A 20610-nucleotide genomic window follows, 5' to 3' on the forward strand; every position below is an offset into this window, starting at 1 on the left:
GCACAGTACTCTATTTATGTCTGTGACATCAAAGATAGTTGCGCCTCTTAAGCCAGCATCGGCAATTTATCGTTGAAATCAGCCCCACTTAAGTCAGTCTTGAGGAGAACTACACCGCCGAAGTCGGCATAACTGAGGCCCGATCCACATAAACCAGTTTCTTTGAGAGCGGTAAAAAAATTATCCTGCTAGATTCCCGAACTCGAATTTGCTCTACAGAGATTGCCTTGATCTAGGTCTGGTTGACAGAGAAAAGCTAGACTGAGTTTAGCATAGCTTAAATCTGCACCCTTTCAACCAGTTTTTATTAGATCTGTTTAATCTATCTTATGTGCGATCGCCCGCCCATTGAACAGCAAATTACCTTTTTGTATACCCAGGATCTTGAAACTTCAACACAGTTTTATGAAGACAAGCTTGGTTTTCAGTTGTGGCTGGATCAAGGAAAATGCCGGATTTATCATGTTACTGGTTCTGGGTACTTAGGGTTATGCCAAGACAGCGAAGCGTTCATCCCAAAAACCAACAACAAACAATCAAGTATCATTTTTACCTTGGTAACTCAGCAGGTAGACGAATGGTTTGAGTACCTCCAAAAGCGCGGTGTTGAATTTGAAAAGCCACCGACACTCAATGAAAAGTACAGGATTTACCATTGTTTTTTACGCGATCCTAATGGGTATTTGATTGAGATCCAACGATTTGAATCTCCTCCACTTCCTTAATGAATCAAGCATCAAAAGTCAATAGATCAAAATCTCTAAATGGAGACTCTATTAGCAAGTGCATCTAAAATCTTAGGCAAACAAAATCTCGTAGTGTGGGCAATGCCCACCTACAATTACCAAAAATTGCGATGAATATTTTTAAATTAATTTATTCTTGTAAGCTTCCTTCCAGCTTGTTATTGAACTAATGGATAGATCTAAAATTGTCTGGATTTCCTCATACTTGTAGCCTTGATAAACCAGTTTCACCGCCAAAGCTTTTCTTACCTCACGGGCATCTAGGCGACTATCTATAAATTCTTGTACTTCTGCGTTAGCGTTCGCGCAGCGTCTCGAAGAGAAGCTTACCGAAGGTATCGCCATTTCTAGATGCTAGTTTTTCATGGTTCGTTATTAGACAGATATCTCTATCCGTATTAGCTCGCGGCCTTTTTCAGAAATCAAATATGATACCCATAGCTAAGTAATTTTCGCTCTTAGATCTATTTTTGGTGAAGATAGAACTCAAGAGGGTTTTTTGTCTTTGGCTGCGATCGCTCCCTCCAGATACATTACCTACTTGTACAATTGAGTATGAAACATCAAAGCTTTTAGGCGCAAAGCTTGTGAACTTTTTTATTGGATGTGCAGTTTGGGCATTTAAAGGATGGGTGGGCGAACTCTATCCCCAAGGTACTCGCACAACTGAGTTTCTTTCCCTTTACAGTCGGCGCTTTACGACTGTTGAGGGTAATACCACTTTCTACGCCATCCCTAATCAAGAAACTGTGACTCGTTGGGCAACAGAAACGCCTCCAGGATTTGAATTTTGCTTGAAATTGCCGCGAGATATCACCCATCAAGGTTTGCTGCAACCGTATATTCCGGCTGCTTTAAAATTTCTTGAGGGGATGCGTCCTTTAGGTAGGCATCTAGGCCCCATATTTGCCCAATTACCACCAAGTTACGCACCTATATTAATAGAAGATTTGGCGAGCTTTTTAGAAGCTTGGCCGCGTACTGTAGCGCCCCTAGCTCTAGAAGTTCGCCATCAGGATTGGTTTAAAGAACCCCATGCTAGTAATTTGACAGCGCTGTTAGAGAGGCTAAATGTAGGCAGAGTACTGTTAGATTCACGCCCTATCTATACAGGAGATGATGATCCCCAACTACACTCGGAACGACGCAAACCCAAATTACCAGTGCAATTTAGTGTCACAGCGCCTTTTAGCCTGATTAGATTCATCTCTCACCCCAATTTAGCTGTGAATCAACCTTTTATGGAAGAGTGGGTGACGCAGATTCAACAGTGGTTACAGGCGGGAGTGCGGATTTATTTCTTTGTTCATTGTCCGATGGAAGAGCGATCGCCCAGTACAGCACGTCACTTCCAAAAGTTACTAGAACAGCATGGTGTCGCAGTTCCGCCTCTACCTTGGAATAACCTCGATCATCCGCCCAACCAGCTCAGCTTATGGTGAGCATCCTCATTTGTTAGCCATTTCAACTGATTGATATTTTTCTCAAAAGCCAAAAATCAGCTTATTAAAGATGTATCTGCTTACATTCTGCTGATTACTCTTGTTTATGCATTATATAGATATTTCACTATCAAACTTTCCCGTCTCTGTCTCTGATGGAGAAACTATAAGGAGATTTCACTCAATCCAATTCAGGATTTTTGACTTTTGCAATATATCTAATACCTAATAATTTCAAAAAGAGTGATAATTGTAATTGCATACTTTTCTGGTATGCCTCTTTTATTTATATTCTCCTAAAAAAAGGGGGGATAGCCCTCTTTGCAAAAAGATAAAGTGGATATATAGCTTCCACTAATAACTAACAGTAATATGTCACCTGTTAGTATGGAGAAAATTGAGGCATATCTCAGGCAGCACTTACACCAAAGGAGGTTGAGATGAGTCGTCTTCTTTATGAAAGCTCATTGTCATATAAAGGATATCTCATCATTCCATTTGTTTTTGGCAAAGCCGATAATTACGAAATTTATTCATATAAATTATTGGCAGAAGTTGGACATAAAAGCCAATTTCATAAAACAGAGAATCCAGCGGGAATCTATGGCAGTAGTATCAGTAATATCATTGATATTGCCAAAGAACATATTGATCAACAGTCCGACTTTGTGAGCTACGGCGATAGTTTTAAATCTCGCTATATTTACCGCCACAACTTAATTATTGTCTGCCAACAGGAGGGTAAATATTTTTACGACCATTACCCACCAGACTTATTGAATAATATTGCAGCGCCAAAATTATTCAAATCAGAATATGACTGTTTAAGTTGGATTAAGCAAGGTCTGGATGGGCGCTATACGCGGCAAAGAGCAAGATAAAGTTGAGGAGACGCCCAGACAAAGCAACGCAAAGATGCAGGTAAACCCATAAATAAATTCAGGGGATTTTAACAAGGAATTGTTTTTTGTCTCCATGAATAAATTTTGGAGCTTTCAACCATTTGCTCCTTTGCGGTGTCGTCTTTACGGGTGAATCCTACGGATACGCTATGCGAGCGCCAGTTGCCGAATGAGAAACACTCCTTCGGCACTGTACTCTTTGCCTGTTCTTCGGTAATGATTGTTGATTGTGTCTGCTAGCGCTGTTTATTCAGAGTGCAACAGTGCAAGCCCTGCGACAGGGAGTTGATGATCGCTACCCCAGGAATACAGAAATCTATATTTAAGTAAATAGCGAAGGCAATATACCAAACTTAGTAGCAATTGCTACTTTTTTCCTAAAAAACTGTTTAGCTAAATTATAAGCAGGAAAAAACTTGTTTTATTACTATAGCAAGCATTGCAGGCGATTTTTTCGAGCTAATTAATAATTAAGCATTGTAAAGTTATATTTCCGTTTTTCTTCGGATCTCGGCTTTACAACTATTGGATTCAATAGAGATAGAGGAGTCAGAAATAGATTTACCTCGCTCGTGTCTCCAATTTAACAATCTACTTTTATAAACATCTATATATAACTATATGAGTAATTCTCAATTAAAAAGCTCAGATGTGGAGCTAATCCGACCCGCGATCGCATAAAAGCCCGATAATCCCCCCTGGAATTTAGGACTGACCATGAGCCAACGATTCCCATCTGAAAACCCCCAGACAAATGTTGGAGCGAAAACTGGTGTGATTGGAAATAACCAGGCAGAAATCGCTCTATGTGAGAGCGCAGCATATTTGCAGCAAGCAATTGACTATGCTTCTGTGGCAATCGCCATATTGGATCGAGAAATGCGCTATCTAAGTGTGAGTCGCAAATGGTTAGAGGAACATAAGGTAACTGATAACATTATCGGACGCTCTCACTACGACATATTTCCTGACATTCCACCGGAGTGGAGGCAGATTCACCAACAGTGTTTAGTAGGAGCGATCGCACAACGCGATGAAGAGCCCTATCCACGAGCCGATGGATCTATGGAGTGGGTAAGCTGGTCTATACGTCCTTGGCATACCGCTAGCGGTGAAATTGGCGGCATTACATTGTTTAGCGAAAACATTACTCAGCGCAAGCAAACAGAGTTAGAGCTACAAGAACGTGAAGAACAATTCCGCTTAACTTTTGAACAAGCGGCCATAGGCATTTGTCATTTAAGTTTGGCTGGACGTTGGCTGCTAGTAAATCAATGCTTCTGTGACATTGTAGGGTATGAGCGTGAGGAACTATTAGCACTAACGTTTCAAGATATTACTCATCCCGACGACTTGGAAGCGGATTTAGATTTTGTCCAAAAGTTGCTTAGAGGTATAATTCCTCGCTACTCAATGGAGAAGCGATACATCCATAAGAACGGTTCTATCATCTGGATTAACCTTGATGTTTCGTTGCTACGTCAAGCCTCTGGGGAACCTGTCTACTTTATTTCCACAATTCAGGATATTGGCGATCGCAAACAAGCTCAAATAGCACTTCAGCAAAGCGAAGAACGTTACCGTTCGTTGATTGCTGCAACTTCTCAAATAGTCTGGACAGCGGATACTGAAGGGCGATCGCCAGATATGCCGAGTATGAGAGCTTACACAGGACTAACCGAATCAGAGATAATTAATTTGGGTTGGTTGAATGCAATTCATCCAGAAGATCGCGAAAAAACGACTCAGGCATGGATGCAGGCAGTACAGACTACTAGCTTGTATGAAGTAGAATATCGCATTCGAGGCGTGGATGGTAACTACCGCTATTTTCAAGGTCGAGGTGTTCCCATCCTCAATGAGAATGGCACTATCCGGGAGTGGGTAGGCACTTGCACTGACATCCACGATCGCAAACAAGCTGAAGAAGCCTTAAAAGAAAGTAACATTCTCTTACGTTCTATTTTGGAAAGTACACCAGACATCATTGTCGTCAAAGATCGTGTAGGGCGTTATGTTGCTCTCAACTCTAATACGGCAAACTTTCTTGGAAAAACAATTGAGGACATTCTCGGCAAAGACGATTCTGAAGTATTTCCGCCTGAAATTGCGCGTGAAATGATGGCAAAAGACCGCCAGATTATCAGCACAGGTATTACTGAGGCTTATGAAGAATATCTCTCCAATGGTGTCACCAACTGCACCTTTATAACGACAAAGGCTCCTTGGCGTGATGCTGCTGGCAACATTCTTGGCATCGTTGCCACAACAAGAGATATTAGCGATCGCAAACAAGCAGAACTAGCGCTGCAAAAGAGTGAAGAACGATTCCGTTCGCTAATTGAAGCGACATCTCAAATTGTTTGGAGTACTGATCCTGAAGGTGCATTTATCACCGACCAACCACAATGGCGAGCTTTCACAGGACAAACAGTTGAAGAACTCTGGGGTTGGGGATGGCTAAATACAGTACATCCTGAAGATAAAGCTGACACTACCGAGGTCTGGTTAGCAGCACTTGCTAACCGCACTGTTTATGAAGCCGATCTACGGATTCAGCGTGATGACGGTGAGTATCGCTACTTCAGTGCGCGTGGTGTACCAATTTTGAATGCAGATAGTACTATTCGAGAGTGGGTAGGTGCTAACACTGATATTACTGAACGCAAACAAGCAGAAATCGCCCTTGCTAAAGCCAAAGAAGCAGCAGAAGCAGCGAGTTACGCCAAAAGCGAATTTCTGGCCAACATGAGCCACGAGTTGCGGACACCCCTCAACGGTATCTTGGGATATGCCCAAATTCTTCAGCGTTCCAAACATTTACATGAAGAAGAGCGATCGCGTATAGATGTGATTTACCAATGCGGTTCTCATTTGCTGACCTTAATTAATGACATCTTAGATTTGTCAAAAATAGAGGCGCAGAAAGTAGAACTCATGCCTAGTGATTTTCACCTCCCAGCATTCTTGCAAGGCGTAGCCGAGATGTGCCGCATCCGCGCTGAACTGAAAAATATTAGCTTCCAATATCAATTAGCCTCAGAATTACCTATTGGCATTCGTGCTGATGAAAAACGCTTGCGGCAAGTGTTAATCAACCTTCTAAGCAACGCCATCAAGTTTACCGATGCAGGCAGTGTCACCTTTACAATCAGCTATGGCAGTGAAGGAAAAATTCGCTTTGAAATCCGCGATACAGGTATTGGTGTCCCCCAAGATAAACTCCAAGCAATTTTTCAACCCTTTGAGCAAGCGGGAGATGGCCGCCGCCAAACTGAGGGTACTGGGTTGGGATTGGCAATCAGCCAAAGAATTGTGGAATTGATGAACAGCACCATTCACGTTCAAAGCGAGATGGGGGTTGGTAGTATTTTCTGGTTTGATGTCAACCTGCCCGAAGCTGATGAATGGGTGAAAACATCTCAAGCTGACGAGAAAGGACAAATTATTGGGATCAAAGACTGGCATCCCAAGGTTCTAGTTGTTGATGACAAATGGGCAAATCGCTCAGTCATTGCTAACTTGCTCAGTCCCATCGGCTTTGAGATCGCGGAAGCGATCAATGGGCAAGAGGGTTGGGAGAAAGTTTGGGAATTTCAACCAGATCTCGTTCTCACAGACTTGTTAATGCCAGAACTCGATGGATTTGGCCTGATCAAGCGCATTCGCGAATCAGATCAATTCAAAGACATTGCGATCATTGTTTCCTCAGCCAGTGTGTTTGAAACCGATCAACATCGCAGCTTAGAAGTCGGTGGGAATGATTTTCTTCCCAAACCGATACAGGCAATAGATTTATTCCAGAAATTGCGAAAATATCTTCATCTGGAATGGGTTTATGAAGAAGAGAAGACCGTAACTCAGCCAGCGCGAGACAATACTAAGCTAGTCGCGCCACCTCAAGCAGAAATAAAAACTCTGTATGAGTTAGCTATGAAAGGTAACTTTAAAGGAATTATTAAACAAGCTGCATTAATAGCAGAAATGGATGAAAAATACATCCCGGTTGCACAAAAGCTGCACCAACTGGCAAAGAATTTCCAAGACCAAGACATTCTCGCACTGATTAAATCTTACAAATAAAAACTATGAATCTTGTAACTGAACAATCTGCAACAGTTCTGATTGTTGATGATAATCCTGCCAATTTAGGTGTCTTGTCTGATGCCCTCGATCAGGCTGGCTTAGAAGTTTGGGTAGCGAAATCTGGGAAGGTAGCTCTAGAAAGAGTTACATATGCTCTACCCGAGTTAATTTTGTTGGATGTGATGATGCCAGAGATGGACGGTTTTGAAACTTGTCGTCAATTGAAGGCAAATCCGGCAACTAAAGATATTCCGGTCATCTTTATGACTGCGCTCTCTGATACTGCCAACAAAGTTGAAGGTTTTGAAGTTGGCGCTGTGGATTACATCACCAAACCTTTCCAGCAAGAAGAAGTTTTATCACGGGTTAAATTGCACTTAAAAATCTATGATTTAGCACAGAAATTGGAGCAAAAAAATACTTTACTAGAGCATAAAGTTGCAGAAGTCAGCCTTGCCTATGACGACCTACAACAAATGCAAATCAAGTTAATTCAAAGCGAGAAGCTATCTAGCTTAGGACAGATGGTAGCTGGAATTGCTCATGAAATTAACAACCCCGTGAATTTCATTTATGGCAATCTTAGTCATGCCAATGAATATACCCAAGAAGTCCTGAATCTCCTGCATCTTTATCAAGAAGAATATCCCAATCCCACCCCTCGCATTCAAAAAGAACTGGAAGCGACTGATTTAGATTTTATCGAGGATGATTTGTTAAAGCTGCTCAACTCAATGAATATCGGTGCAAAACGTATTCGTGAAATTGTACAGTCTATGCGGATTTTCTCTCGCTTAGATGAAGTCAACATGAAACCAATGAATATCCATGAGGGTATTGATAGTACACTTACGATTTTGAATTATCGCTTAAAAGCAAGACCAGAACATCCTGGTATTGAAATAGTTAAAGAGTATGGTCAGTTACCGTTAGTTGAGTGCTGCGCTGGACAAATCAATCAAGTATTTATGAATGTGCTCGCCAATGCCATTGATGCCTTAGATGAATACAATCAACAGCGTTCATTTGAGGAGATTCAAAAGCAACCAAGCCGCATTAAGATTCGCACCACCATGATGGGGGATGATTGGATCGGCATTTACATTACTGATAATGGTCCAGGAATTTGCGAACATGTCAAAGCCAAGTTGTTTGATCCCTTCTTTACAACCAAACCTTCTGGAAAAGGCACCGGATTAGGGTTATCAATCAGCCACCAGATTGTTACAGAAAAGCATGGCGGTAGGCTCTCCTGTCAATGCATACCTGGAAAAGAAACGGAATTTGTCATTCAAATTCCAATTCAACAGCGAGTTGCCCAAGTTGCTTAAACAGTCAGTTGTTATTTAATGATGTCCGACAAATCAGCCTGATTATGTCATTGCGAGTGGAACGAAGTGAAACGACGCAATCGCTAGGTTATTGGGATTGCTTCCCTATGGTCGCAATGACGGTTATCTAAATAGAATTCAGGAGTCAGGAGTCAGAATGAGCGTATGAATTCTGTACGAGTAGCGGATGAATAAGTGGGTTTAAGACCCCCGCTAAATTAAAAATTTAGCGGTCTACAATTAGCGAAAAGTTCTGCGGGAGGGTTTCCCTCCGCAGGAAACTTTTCAAGACAGTGGCGGATCTGAATCCCCCACTAATTGATTCTGATTCCTGAATTCTGGCTTCTGGATTCTTCTTCAATTGAACGGACATGATATCATTGGTTACCGCAGACAACCTTGCTTGCATCGATTCGGTGCAACCTGGTTGTTATCCTGCGGCGATCGCTTATTAATTCTAAGCTTGAGATTTTCTTAGTTGTAATTGGCATGAAATTGTTGCGATTAACATCAGCATGGCACCGATGATTTGCATGATTACGCCCGCACTAAAACCATGCCAATACTACCGCGAGCGCTAAATAATACCAATTTAAAAAATCGTTTCTTTTCAATGTCTCGATAGCTAAAAGAAAAAGGCTAGAGAGATGAGAAGCTAAAGTTACCAAGCTCTACCGAGCTATATAGCAAATTGCAGATTTTTTTTTACAAACAGCTTGACAAAATCCCTACATACATATATATGAGATAAACTAAGTAAGTAGGTGGCAAAAAAACAAACTCATAAATAAATATCTAAAATTTGTTTTTCGCCTATATTGAATACCCTATAGCCTAGAGCTGAACGAGTCAAAGTTGATGCTCACGCAGCGACTGAGCAGAGATTTTTCGTAACTGTTCAGGGGTAATAGCTATGGGAATGAAATGGTGTTTGTGATTACCCACATAAAATATGTGAGGTTGGTGATGAGCGAACAATTGCATATTAACAAAAAAGCTGCTGCGTTCACTTCTGCGTCAGGAGAAAATGCTTTCCCTTCTCCTGAAAAAAGTAACAAAATCAGACTGATTCGTGATTTTGCTCAACTTTTTCGACTACCAGTTGCTATTGTTGCAGCTTTAGCAGGCTGTGCCACAATCTATGCGCTGAATTCAGCAGCTACATTACAGCAATATCTATTAACGGCAACTATTTTAGTTTGTACACACTCTGCGGCTTGTGCGATCAATGACTATTGGGATGTGGATAAAGATTGCATAGATCATCCCGAAAGACCACTCCCATCTGGCCGCCTTTCACCCGCTCAAGTTTGGTGGACGGCTTTGATTTTGTTTATCGGTGCGGCGATCGCGGCCATTCCTTTAGGAATCTCTTGCTTGCTTTTGGTAATTGTGAGTTCCATCTTGCTCTGGAATTACTCCCATATACTACTCCAAAGCGGTATTTTCGCGAATTTCATTGTGGCAACGATCACTGCGGCGATAATTTTTCTGGGTAGTTTGGTTGGAGATCGACCTTTAGCAATGCTTTACCCAATCTGGTTCCTATTCTTCTATATATTAGCTAAGGAAATTATCTGGGATTTACACGATACACCAGGCGATCGCAGTCAGGGAATTGTCACAATTGCCAATAGCTGGGGAAAGGAAACAGCTTTTTGGATTGCTTGGGGATTAATTACCACGTTGATTGTGTCCATTCCAATAGCACTGCTACTATTGCCGATGGCACATCCCCTCTTATTTTTAGCCTTCTCCACAGTGATGATGCTGATTGTAACCATCGCACTGTCACGCTATCAACAGCAAGATAGCGTGAGTGCTTACGAAGGATTTGTCTTTTGGGATCGTATTGGAATGCTCTTGGGAATATTAGGGCTGTTAGGGACGGCTCCAGCATTGTAACTTGAGGGGTATTGGGGTTACATGGGTTTGCCCTAACAGTCTCAAAAACCCAACTTTCTTAAGATGTCAGAGTAAACCAGGTCACAATTTTTATTCTAGGACTTACGCAAAAAACCTCTCAAACTCTTATTTGTCTGTGTCCTCTGTGGTACCCTACTCTTCGAGAACGGCTTCGCCGAACGGGAAGCCACTTCGTGTCTACGTTTTTCTGTTACCCAAGCGTAAGTCCTGTCTTCCTTTTTTGCTACAGCTTCTTACTTACGGGCTTTTTCTGCCGAAAACTAGATATTTTTTAAAAGACTGAGATTTTAGCTAGATTTTTGAGCATCCCTAACTAATTTATCTAACTCCTGTTGCATTTGGATATGAACTAATTCATAACAAGCATTCACATAGTCGCGATCTCTAGCTGCATCTTTGCCATATCGTTCAAAAATAATTGGTTGGCAGACACGAGTATGAATTTGCACAGGCAGAGGAATATTAGGTAGTGGACCAATAGACAAGCCCCAAGGTAAACCTAAGTATATTGGAAAGACTCCTGGGTCTATTTGATATAACCACGGCAATCCCCAATTATGCAATTGTTTTACTAAATCATAACAGTCAAATAAAACTATCAAGGTATCATGAGCGCCTACTGATATCAAAGGAATAATAGGAACTTCTTGTTTTAAAGCTAGCTTGATAAAGCCCTTATGACCTGCAAAATTAATTTTATAGCGTTGGCTGTGAGGGCGAAACATATCATATTGTCCGCCTGGATATACGAGAACGCTAGCACCTAGATCAAAAGCAGCACTAGCCATTTTTGGATGTGCGACAATGGCTCCTAGTTTCTGAGCTAGTTCGGCTATTTTGGGACTTACCTTCCAAGCGGAAGGATGCATTAAACCATAAACCAAACGCTTAGTTCCAAATCTAGAAAACCAATCGTACATCATCATTATCAGGTCGGGAGAAGCCATTCCCCCATTATGAGAGCCAACTAGTAGTACCTTTCCTTCTGTTGGTATATGATGCCATCCATCAGTTTTTACTTGAAAGTAGTAACGGTAAAACCATTCCCATACAGGCATTAACATCTCAATAAACTGAGCATCTCGCTGTGTTAATGACCAACCTGGTATACAGGCAGATACATTCTTCGACTTTCCAAACAAATCATTGGTCATATAGCCGTCCTTAAAAATTTAATTTACTCACAGACAATCCTAATTTTATTTGCATATTTATTTTATTAATGTAAAAGCTGAGATTTGGATTTTAGATAATATTTTAACTGGGATAAGTTGAAAGCGTTATTTTATAACTCCTGAGATAGATAAATATTATCCCAAGCGGTCGAGGAAAATTAGCTTCTAAGATGTAGTAATAGTTTTTGCTACTTTATTAAATCTGATACTAAGTACTTAGAGAAATTAAATCGCTTAAAAAGCAAATTACGGACGAAAAAGCCTGAAAGGCTTATCTGTTGATGTTGGTGCAGCAATCGCAATACTTTGGAATTGGTGAGATTGGACGTCGTAGCAAAGTAGATACAAAGCACTTTATTCAAAGCAGAATAAGTACCCTGTGGTTCAGCTATGAATGATGAAATCGTCTATAAGGATGAGGCTTTTACTTCAATGCTCCGCTTAAATGTAACTGCATTAACGTAAGAGTTGCAGCTATGACATCAAAACTATGAAAACTGAACCAAGTATCACTAAAGATTCCAATACGCCTAAAATGGAGTCTCAAAAAAATAGATGGCGGACTATTGGCATACTGTTATTTTTAGTTATTTTTGTTAGCTTCTTCGGCTACAGACTAGAATTTGTTTTAGGTAAAACTCCCAGTATAGATAAGACTTTTACACCTGTGACACAGGCTGCACCTCAAGAAGTTGGTTCTTATGATGTTTTGGGATATGCGATTAATAAGGAAGAGGCAACACGTTTACTAGAGACAGAAGATGGACGCAAACAACTATCTCCTGAAAATGGGGCGTTTGCTGTCACAGAAGAAACTTTAAAGCTGGGGCGGGATGCTTTTTACTCGGAAACTTTTGGTAATGAAATTTTCCAAACTGATGTAGTTGGAGCACTGAACGGCCCGATTAATCTGATCACCGTGGGTCAGGCGATCGCAAAACTTGGCGGTAAGCATACAACCAATCTCCAAATCCCCATCAATGAAGATGTGACAATTGGTGGACGCAATTTTAAAGCAGGCACATTGTTGAATACAGGATTAGACGTACCTGCAAATTCCCTTGTACCACTAGGTATGCGTGCCAGCCTGACTAAAGGTAAGTTGAGATTTGGTATTACCTGTGCTTTATGTCACGCCACAGTTGACAGGGAAAGTGGACGCATCTTAGAAGGCGCACCAAACAATGACGTGAATACAGGTTTGGTTCTGGCATTTGCCACTAATTCCGCAGCTATGTTTCGTCAAACAGATGTCAATCCTACTCAAATTCCGGTGGGAGAACATACTTACATCAACGCTGATGGTGAAGAATCCCGCTTACCAGATGCTAAAGCTGTAGAGGATGCAGTTGATGCCAAACTACTAACTTGGCCACCGGGAAACTTTGATTCTACTGGCACTTTAGTAAACAATCCCTCACAAAATCCCTCATCTTATACTTTTGATGCCTGGCCTTACGGTTGGAGTGGTCATTCGGCAATTGTTTGGTTTCATGGTTTGACTACCTTAAATAGCAACGTCCACGCCACTAATTCAGACGCGACAAATGGCGCTGATGGAAGTCAATCTTTATTAGGAATTGATAAAGAAACCTATTTAGGCATAATTCTGCAAAACGCAGCAAATCCAGGTTTTAGATTACCTGAAGGTGCAAAACCATCAGAATTTTTTGACAAAATCGATCCCACACCCGGAGAACCTGCAATTAATGAAGTGATTCGGATGCCTGGATATCCCAAAGGTTCGCCGTTCATGTTGGATGGATTAATGGCATCTTCCCCCGACTTCCCCGTTGGCGAACAGCTTAATGCGATGTCTGCTTGGCAGAATACTCTAGCTCCACCACCCATTCAAGTAAGTGATGTTGCTACTCTACAAAAAGGCGCTGCTGTATTTACTCGTGCTGGCTGCATTGAGTGTCATAGTGGACGCTACTTTACTAATCATGATGTGATTGCCCAAAACGAGATTGGGACTCAACCATCACGGGCCCCTACATTAGCACCATTCGCTAAGAACTTCATTACACCCGAAACTTATCCCAACAGTATCTCTGTGCCCTTACCGTCTAATCCTCCGGTGTTAGAAGTTTCTACAGATATTACGCCACAAAAAGCACAACAGTTAGCTTTTGGCATGAATAATCCCGCCGGCGGTTATAAAGTACCAAGCTTGATTGGGCTTTATTTAACTGCGCCTTATTTACATGATGGTGGGGTGGCTGCTAGTGCCGCAGCACTCAAGCAAGATGAGCAGGACGGACATTTTGTAGTCGCAAATCCTGAGCAACTTGGTATGGTTGGCACATTAATGCAAAATATTTTACCCGACCCAGAGGCAAGTTTACGCGTGTTGGTTGACCGCAATCTTCGTGAAGCGACAGTTGCAGCTAACCAAGCTAATTCAGATTTGCAAAAGTCAAATGTAGACGGTCGTGGACACGCTTATTGGGTAGATAAAGAAGCTGGCTTTACCACTCAAGAACAAACAGATTTAATACAATTCCTCCTCAGTTTGGACGATCAGCCAGAAGTTTTACCCAATTCACGTTAACTAACAATAGACATGGAAAGAGAAATTAGAGATTCAGATGGAATTACATGGACTTGTATTCAAGCATTTTCAGGCCTTTCTGATAACTCGGAAGCTCAAGATGCAGCTCAAGTTAAAGGAGAACCAGATACTTACTGGGTTGTCTGCACTCCCAGTGGCGGCGCACAGTCTGTTCGGCTGAAGTTAAAGGGTGACTGGGAAGAAGAATACTCTGATGAGGCGTTACTCAAGGAAATTAAAACCCACCAATAATTAACGTTGGGCATCTTGCCTCTCCGAAAAATTACGGTCAGATATGATGCTCATCTCGTATTTAAGCAACAGAGAACTAACACTGACATATGACTAACACAGTAATTATCACAGGCGCATCGCAAGGAATTGGCAAAGCTACAGCATTATTATTTGCCCGTCATAACTATGATGTTGTGCTGGCAGCTCGTCAACTTGACCGTTTAGAAGCTACCGCCGCAGAGATACGGGAACTTGGCCGAGAAGCGATCGCAATTTCTACAGATGTGAAAGATCCTTTACAAGTGAACAACCTGATCCAGAAGGCGATCGCTCATTTTGGTCACATAGATGTATTAATTAATAATGCAGGTATCTTTGGCTTGGGGCCTGTCGAGGATTTTAGTTTAGATGATTGGCATCAGATAATTGATACTAATTTGTGGGGTTACGTCCATACTATTAATGCCATCCTGCCCCATTTTTTAGAACGTCGCCAAGGAACCATTGTTAATGTCAGTTCTATTGGTGGTATAGAACCGATTCCTTACCAAATTCCTTATACAACCAGTAAATACGCCATAACTGGGTTGACAAAATCGCTACACGCAGAGTTATCACCTAAAGGCATTCACGTTAGCGGAATTTATCCCAGTTTTATTAGTACCCAACTGATGGAACGGGCAATCTTTCGCGGTCAGAACGAAGAAACAGCTCAGGCGCGTTCTGAATTGGTAGATAAAGCAGTTCAAACTCCTGTGCTAGAAAAGCCTGAAGATGTAGCAAAATCAATTTGGGATGCAGTCAAGAATCAGCATTCTGATGTCATGGTAGGCACAACAAACCTTTGGCAAGCAGTTTATCACTTGTCTCCTGGCTTGATGCAGTCACTTTTCCGGCGCGTCTTTGGTATGGAAGAACGAAGTTAAACCACGTCTACTTTGAAAACTATAGTTTTTTCTTGATCGGGCTTTGCGCCCAAATCTTATACTCTTCCCAGTTCCCCATGCTGCAAAAGACCGGAATACAATTCTTTTGACTTTTGACTTACTCGGCAGCAGTACTAGTCCTCAGATGAAACGTTCGCTTTAATTAAACGGTGAAACAGACGGCACGGCCAAATGCAGGCTCCACAAACAGTTACGGAGGCAATGGCAACAAAAACACGCCATTTCTCCTGAAGTCGATTAGCAGACTCTGAAGGTTGCTCTTGCTGATCTTTGGTTAATTCCGGCAATGAATGAGATAGCTGGCTCGCTGTACTTACCCCTTCAATCGCTGCTCCAATTAGATAAGCTACAAGGGCAATACCTAGCCAGTGATTCATCATATTGTATTGGTGAACTTTTGTATTAATGATTCTCTTGCCCTAAAGATAATCGCCCTTCAGCGGTATCTCGAATTAGAGGCAATTTAGATTTTATGTAAGTATTGAGGCTACTATCTGCCTGTGCGTCGAGTCCTTGCTTAGCTTTTAATTGCTGGAGGAGCAATTGTACTAAAGCTACGTCATCAAACTGGAGTAAGGTACTGACATGAGTAGACTCGATTACAGCCCAAAGCTGTTGCATCATTTTGGCAGTGATCATGAGCCTCTAACCTCTTAAGCTTTTCTTTATATTTGCACAATTTTCTTGTATCTGCCTAATTCTTGTTGAAGAATTGATCAATCAACACAATTACTCCAGAATAAATACTTGAATCGCTAGAAGATCTAACCAAAGCGGCTCGATCAAGAACTGTAACTCGATTAACGATGCGCTCGTTATTTCTGGGAATGTCGATAGTTTGGGCGATCGCAACTTCTTTGGACACCAGGCTTGTAAATCAGAACCACATCACCTCAACTATATATCTGTCTGCCGTGAGCGATCGCCGTTCTCTGCTTCTTTGGACTTCCCAAAAAAAGTTTTTTCCAACTGCGGGTGTGACATTCAGCTGTAGCTTGTGTGAAACAGTGCCACTTGAACTGTTGAGTGTGCTTTTTCTGGAGTTTCAAAAATTGTCGGCACTAGAATCGAACTCACAAAAACCAGTTACAATGAAAATTCTGCAAAATTTCCAGACATGAGTTTTTCAAACATTCTGGGAAATTATTTTAGGATGCTTAGGGGACTGAAACTATGATTAAGCTTGGCTCACTAGTAAAGTCCTCAAATAATGCTTTGGGGATTGGAAAGGTTGTTGACATGACTCATGGCGATATCCTTGTTGAGTATTTCTGCTCACCAGGGCAACGCCTACAAAAATCTTTACCTTTAAATTCACTGTCTCAAGTTAAACTACAGCACCAAACTCGATGCTATATCAAGCTAAAAAACCAGGATAAATGGATAATTGGCAGAATTTTTGCCTGGGACGAAGACATTGAAAAGTATCAGATCGATTTACCAGATAAAAAAACTGTAATTATTACAGAACAAGAAATTTACGTCCGTTGCAATCTAGCGATCAAAGATCCTATTGAAACTTTAGCGATCAAAGGTCACGAAACGCCTTACTTGCACGACAGAAGATTGGCTTTGCGTAAATGCTTAGTTAAGCAGCGCGCTGTTAGTCGTGGAATGACCGGATTGATTTCCGCAAATATTAATCTTTATCCGCATCAAGTTGAAGTTGTCCGACGTGTACTGGAAGATGTAACTCAACGCTACTTATTAGCAGATGAGGGAGGACTAGGAAAAACTATTGAAGCAGGTGTAATTCTACGTCAATATCTGCTTGATGAACCAAAAAAAGGTGCAGTGGTACTTGTTCCAGGAAATCTACTTCCACAATGGCGCAATGAATTAGAAAAGAAATTTTATATCTCTAATTTTCCCAAACGAGTAGTAGTGCTGGCGTTTGATGATGTACATAAAATCAACCCAAAAGCGAATATTGGCTTGCTGATTATAGATGAAGCTCGCCAAATTGCAGCAATGGCTAATTCTCAGGAAACAGCAGTACGCCAGCGTTTTGAGACTTACAAACATCTGGCCCATAGAAGCGAACGTTTACTTTTATTATCTGGCAGTCCTGTTCTCAGCCATGAACAAGATTTTCTTGTGATGCTGCACTTACTTGAACCAAAAACTTATAAACTTGATAATTTAGCGGATTTTCACGCTCAAACCCAAAGTCTCCAACTCCTTGGTCGAGTTATCCTCTCATTAAGAAAAGATACAAATCCTTCAAATATTAAAAGCAACTTAGAACAACTGCAAAATTTATTACCTGAAGATAAGTATTTACTAAATCTAATAGAGGCTTGTCAAAATTGTTTACAAACAAACTCTAGTGAACAAGATACAATTATTCAGGCAATTTGTACGCACATCAGTGATACTTATCGACTACACCGCCGAGTACTTTGTAACCGTCGTACTGGCGTAAAAGATGTCATATTTAATCGCCAGATTATACCTAAAGAAGAATACGATTTAGATGAGCGCTCTTTTGACATCCATGAACTGATTGAGAAATGGCGTACTGTCGCTCCTAAACAAGAGGATTATAGACGTATTTTTCTACTGTTATTCTTAGCTGCTGGTACCTGGTTAGGCATTTTAGAACAAGTAATTGCAGCACGTTTAAGTGGAATTCGTCATCCTGAACTTATCAAAGAGTTTGGCAATGATGATGTCAATATTTTGGCTCAAACTCCAAAGTTTACTGGAGAAGAAGAGATTTTGGCATCCTTGCGACAAATTATTGCCCAACCATCAGAAGATGGAGATCGCATTGAATTACTAAAAATTATCCTCCTATATCGTTTATCAGAAATTCTGGGACTGCAATCATTTCGTAGTAATATTAACCAACTAAGCGAGAGAATAAAACAGAGGATTCAAAGACCTATTCCAGGTGATTCTTGGCCAAAAATTGTGATATTCACTGGTTTTAAACAAAGTTGCCTAGAAATCGCTCGTTGCTTATCTATGACTTTTGGTGCAGCAAGTGTTGCTACTCATCAATCAGAACAAAGCCTTGCACAAGTTGAGAAAAATTTAAACCAGTTTCAAAGCAACCCTAATTGTTTTATATTAGTTTGCGACTCTTCAGGCGAGCAAGGTCATAACTTTCAATTTATTGATTGGATGATTAATTTTGACATCCCTTGGGCACCCAATCAGCTAGAACAAAGAATCGGCAGAATTGACCGGATTGGTCGTTCTACAGATGTTAATTTTACTGTCTTAGTTGGCGCTGATCTAGAAGACAGTCTTCATAGTGCTTGGTATCATCTCCTTAAAGACGGACTTATTATCTTCAATCAATCAATTGCCAGTTTCCAGTTTTATATTAGTAGGAAGTTACCAGAATTAGAAACTACTCTATTTCAATCAGGTGCCAGTGGGTTATTACAAGCTACAGCAACAATTCAACAAGAAATTTCTCAGGAGGAGATAAAACTAAGTGAAGAAAATGCTTTAGATGAGATTAATCCTCAGGAACATGGTAGTACCTATTTTCAAGAATTAGATGATTATGATAGTCAACATCTTGAAATCAAACGAGCTATGGAAGGTTGGATTACGCAGGCATTACACTTCAAATCAGTTTATAGTCCAGAATTGCAAGATGTAAATTCTTATCAAGCAACAAAGCAAACATTAATTAGTGTAGACGAATTTAAAACTCACTTTGCTAACAGTAATATAGACCAGTTTGGTACTTATAACCGCAGAGTAGCTAACCAGAATTCTGGCGTTAAGCTTTTAAGAATTGGCGAAGCATTGGTAGATTCACTCTTGAAGTATGTGGAATGGGATGACCGAGGTCAAGCTTTTGCTATTTGGCGTCAAGATGCATCTTGGGATACTCCTAAAGGAAAGGAGTGGTTTGGTTTTCAATGTAACTATTTAGTTCAAGGCAATCTCAAAGGCGCTGAAAAAATTTTAGCAGATTCTCAACTAGATAGTTTTCAATACAATATCTGGAAAAGGCGTGTCGATGCTTTATTTCCTCCTGTGATTAAAACTATCTTTATTGATGCTCGTTCTGAAGTTTTATGTGATGTTCAAGATGAATTACTCTTAAACATTCTACAACGTCCATATAGTAAAGATAAAAATAGCAAGGGAGCACAAGATTATAATCTGGCAAAGGAGCGTCTAGAGATTATTGACAATTTTGTTGCCGCTAATAATTGGCAAAACATTTGCTATCAAGTGCGTGATACGTCTAAGCAATTACTTACCGAACGTCTTGATTTTATTGAATTATGCGGACATTATGCTCAAGTTGCCGAGCAAAAATTAGCGCAGAGAGTAGAACAATTACGTTTACGCTTGAAGCGAGAAACTGGGAATAATACTCTAGCTGAAGAACTGAAAATAGAAACTGCTTTAAGTGCAGCCATTCTCAACGGAATTCGTCAACCGGAGATTCAACTTGATTCTGTTGGTTTCATTGTTGTATCTGGGCACCCTTTGTCTGGGAATTTCTCCAGTAGTTTTTAATGTTCTTTCATCAGCCTTGGAAAGCGAATTTTGCTTCAAGGTAAGCACACCAATCAAACTGTAGCTCTAGTAGCCCAAATCAGCCATACTCTCGATATTCTTGAGAGTGTCGCTGGTTTGGGTAAGCACAGTTTTTTTGAGAGCTTCAGCTGAAAGTCGGCTCAAATGCAGGAGAGAGTCTAGTCAGATGTTAATTTACATTAATTAAAAACATATCAACACCTAGAAAAATTCCGCCAATATTTTTGCTTTCACGAACTTAGCTTATTTACCTGGGATCAATCATTCAATTAGCTCATTATTCAGCATTTTTCTTTATATTTCTTTACAAAAAGTATTTTTACTTATATCTTCATCTGGTATAGTTCTATTCCTTTGGTAGAAGCCAAGCTAATCAAAATATTTTTATACTACTAACCAAGCAAACTTTTTGGGAACACACAAAGCGAAAGTTTGCCTGTGGTAATCAATTATGCAATTTCAAATTGAATGTAATAGCTTGGATCTTAACCAAATCTGCCTAATATGTAAGCAGCAGTTAAGGATGAGAGACGCAAGATTAATTATATCGAGCGATCGCGGTGATAGCTATGGAGATGTTTGTTATAACTGTATAGTTAGAGGTTCTACCTGGCTGAATAGCCAACTTCAAAAACTAGATAACAGAAGCAGCGTTTTAACATAGGAAAAGTAAGATTTAAGGTAATAATATTTCTCAAAATACATATTCGTATTTGATTAGAATCAATTTTGATTGTTTAATTGAAAAAAAA

15 protein-coding genes and 1 pseudogene are annotated in these 20610 nt (G+C 40.6%); 12 read left to right on the forward strand and 4 right to left on the reverse strand.

Annotated features, from left to right (window positions below):
• The first annotated feature begins 329 nt into the window (after positions 1–329).
• Complete coding sequence (locus BV372_RS07835; RefSeq protein ID WP_086685561.1) at positions 330–725, forward strand: VOC family protein; 396 nt, start codon at positions 330–332, stop codon at positions 723–725.
• A 156-nt stretch (positions 726–881) separates the two neighbouring features.
• On the opposite strand, the pseudogene BV372_RS07840 reads toward BV372_RS07835, so the two are convergent.
• Positions 882–1049, reverse strand: a pseudogene (locus BV372_RS07840) (helix-turn-helix domain-containing protein); the annotation flags it as partial.
• Positions 1050–1333: 284 nt separating this feature from the next.
• Between BV372_RS07840 and BV372_RS07845 the strand changes: the two are divergent.
• The 5 genes from BV372_RS07845 to BV372_RS07865 all read left to right on the forward strand — a co-directional run bounded on the left by BV372_RS07845 (position 1334) and on the right by BV372_RS07865 (position 10412).
• The gene (locus tag BV372_RS07845; RefSeq protein WP_086685659.1) at positions 1334–2188 is read left to right on the forward strand and encodes a DUF72 domain-containing protein; all 855 of its coding nucleotides are present in this window, start codon (positions 1334–1336) and stop codon (positions 2186–2188) included.
• 440 nt (positions 2189–2628) lie between these two features.
• Positions 2629–3069, forward strand: a complete 441-nt coding sequence (locus BV372_RS07850) for a hypothetical protein (protein WP_086685565.1) — start codon at positions 2629–2631, stop codon at positions 3067–3069.
• 738 nt (positions 3070–3807) lie between these two features.
• Positions 3808–7173 carry a PAS domain S-box protein gene (locus BV372_RS07855; RefSeq protein ID WP_086685567.1) on the forward strand — a complete coding sequence of 1122 codons (3366 nt, stop codon included), beginning with the start codon at positions 3808–3810 and terminating at the stop codon, positions 7171–7173.
• Between the two features lie 5 nt (positions 7174–7178).
• Positions 7179–8507: a sensor histidine kinase gene (locus BV372_RS07860; protein WP_086685569.1), complete on the forward strand. Its 1329-nt coding sequence runs from the start codon at positions 7179–7181 to the stop codon at positions 8505–8507.
• 966 nt (positions 8508–9473) lie between these two features.
• Complete coding sequence (locus tag BV372_RS07865; RefSeq protein WP_086685571.1) at positions 9474–10412, forward strand: geranylgeranylglycerol-phosphate geranylgeranyltransferase; 939 nt, start codon at positions 9474–9476, stop codon at positions 10410–10412.
• 308 nt (positions 10413–10720) lie between these two features.
• On the opposite strand, the gene BV372_RS07870 is transcribed toward BV372_RS07865, so the two are convergent.
• Positions 10721–11587, reverse strand: coding sequence for a lysophospholipid acyltransferase family protein (locus BV372_RS07870; RefSeq protein ID WP_086685573.1), 867 nt, complete (start codon positions 11585–11587; stop codon positions 10721–10723).
• 511 nt (positions 11588–12098) lie between these two features.
• Here BV372_RS07870 and BV372_RS07875 point away from each other — a divergent pair.
• From BV372_RS07875 to BV372_RS07885, 3 genes are all read left to right on the forward strand, one after another.
• Positions 12099–14162: a hypothetical protein gene (locus tag BV372_RS07875; RefSeq protein WP_256973113.1), complete on the forward strand. Its 2064-nt coding sequence runs from the start codon at positions 12099–12101 to the stop codon at positions 14160–14162.
• 12 nt (positions 14163–14174) lie between these two features.
• Positions 14175–14414, forward strand: coding sequence for a hypothetical protein (locus BV372_RS07880; protein WP_086685575.1), 240 nt, complete (start codon positions 14175–14177; stop codon positions 14412–14414).
• A gap of 89 nt (positions 14415–14503) precedes the next feature.
• Positions 14504–15322, forward strand: coding sequence for an SDR family oxidoreductase (locus BV372_RS07885; RefSeq protein ID WP_086685577.1), 819 nt, complete (start codon positions 14504–14506; stop codon positions 15320–15322).
• A gap of 134 nt (positions 15323–15456) precedes the next feature.
• On the opposite strand, the gene BV372_RS07890 is transcribed toward BV372_RS07885, so the two are convergent.
• Both BV372_RS07890 and BV372_RS07895 read right to left on the reverse strand, forming a co-directional pair.
• Positions 15457–15720 carry a hypothetical protein gene (locus BV372_RS07890; RefSeq protein ID WP_086685664.1) on the reverse strand — a complete coding sequence of 88 codons (264 nt, stop codon included), beginning with the start codon at positions 15718–15720 and terminating at the stop codon, positions 15457–15459.
• Between the two features lie 25 nt (positions 15721–15745).
• A complete protein-coding gene (locus BV372_RS07895) occupies positions 15746–15982 on the reverse strand; it encodes a hypothetical protein (RefSeq protein WP_086685578.1) in 237 nt (78 codons plus the stop codon).
• A gap of 167 nt (positions 15983–16149) precedes the next feature.
• On the opposite strand from BV372_RS07895, the gene BV372_RS07900 reads away from it, so the two are divergent.
• From BV372_RS07900 to BV372_RS07910, 3 genes are all read left to right on the forward strand, one after another.
• Complete coding sequence (locus BV372_RS07900) at positions 16150–16464, forward strand: hypothetical protein (RefSeq protein WP_143845020.1); 315 nt, start codon at positions 16150–16152, stop codon at positions 16462–16464.
• A 52-nt stretch (positions 16465–16516) separates the two neighbouring features.
• Positions 16517–19837 carry a protein DpdE gene (gene dpdE, locus BV372_RS07905; RefSeq protein WP_086685582.1) on the forward strand — a complete coding sequence of 1107 codons (3321 nt, stop codon included), beginning with the start codon at positions 16517–16519 and terminating at the stop codon, positions 19835–19837.
• 544 nt (positions 19838–20381) lie between these two features.
• Entirely contained in the window at positions 20382–20522 is a 141-nt protein-coding gene (locus tag BV372_RS07910; RefSeq protein WP_256973114.1) for a hypothetical protein, read from the forward strand.
• Positions 20523–20610 lie beyond the last annotated feature (88 nt).

Origin of the sequence: Nostoc sp. T09, from assembly GCF_002154695.1 — a bacterium.
In the GTDB taxonomy this organism is placed as follows: Bacteria; Cyanobacteriota; Cyanobacteriia; order Cyanobacteriales; family Nostocaceae; genus Aulosira.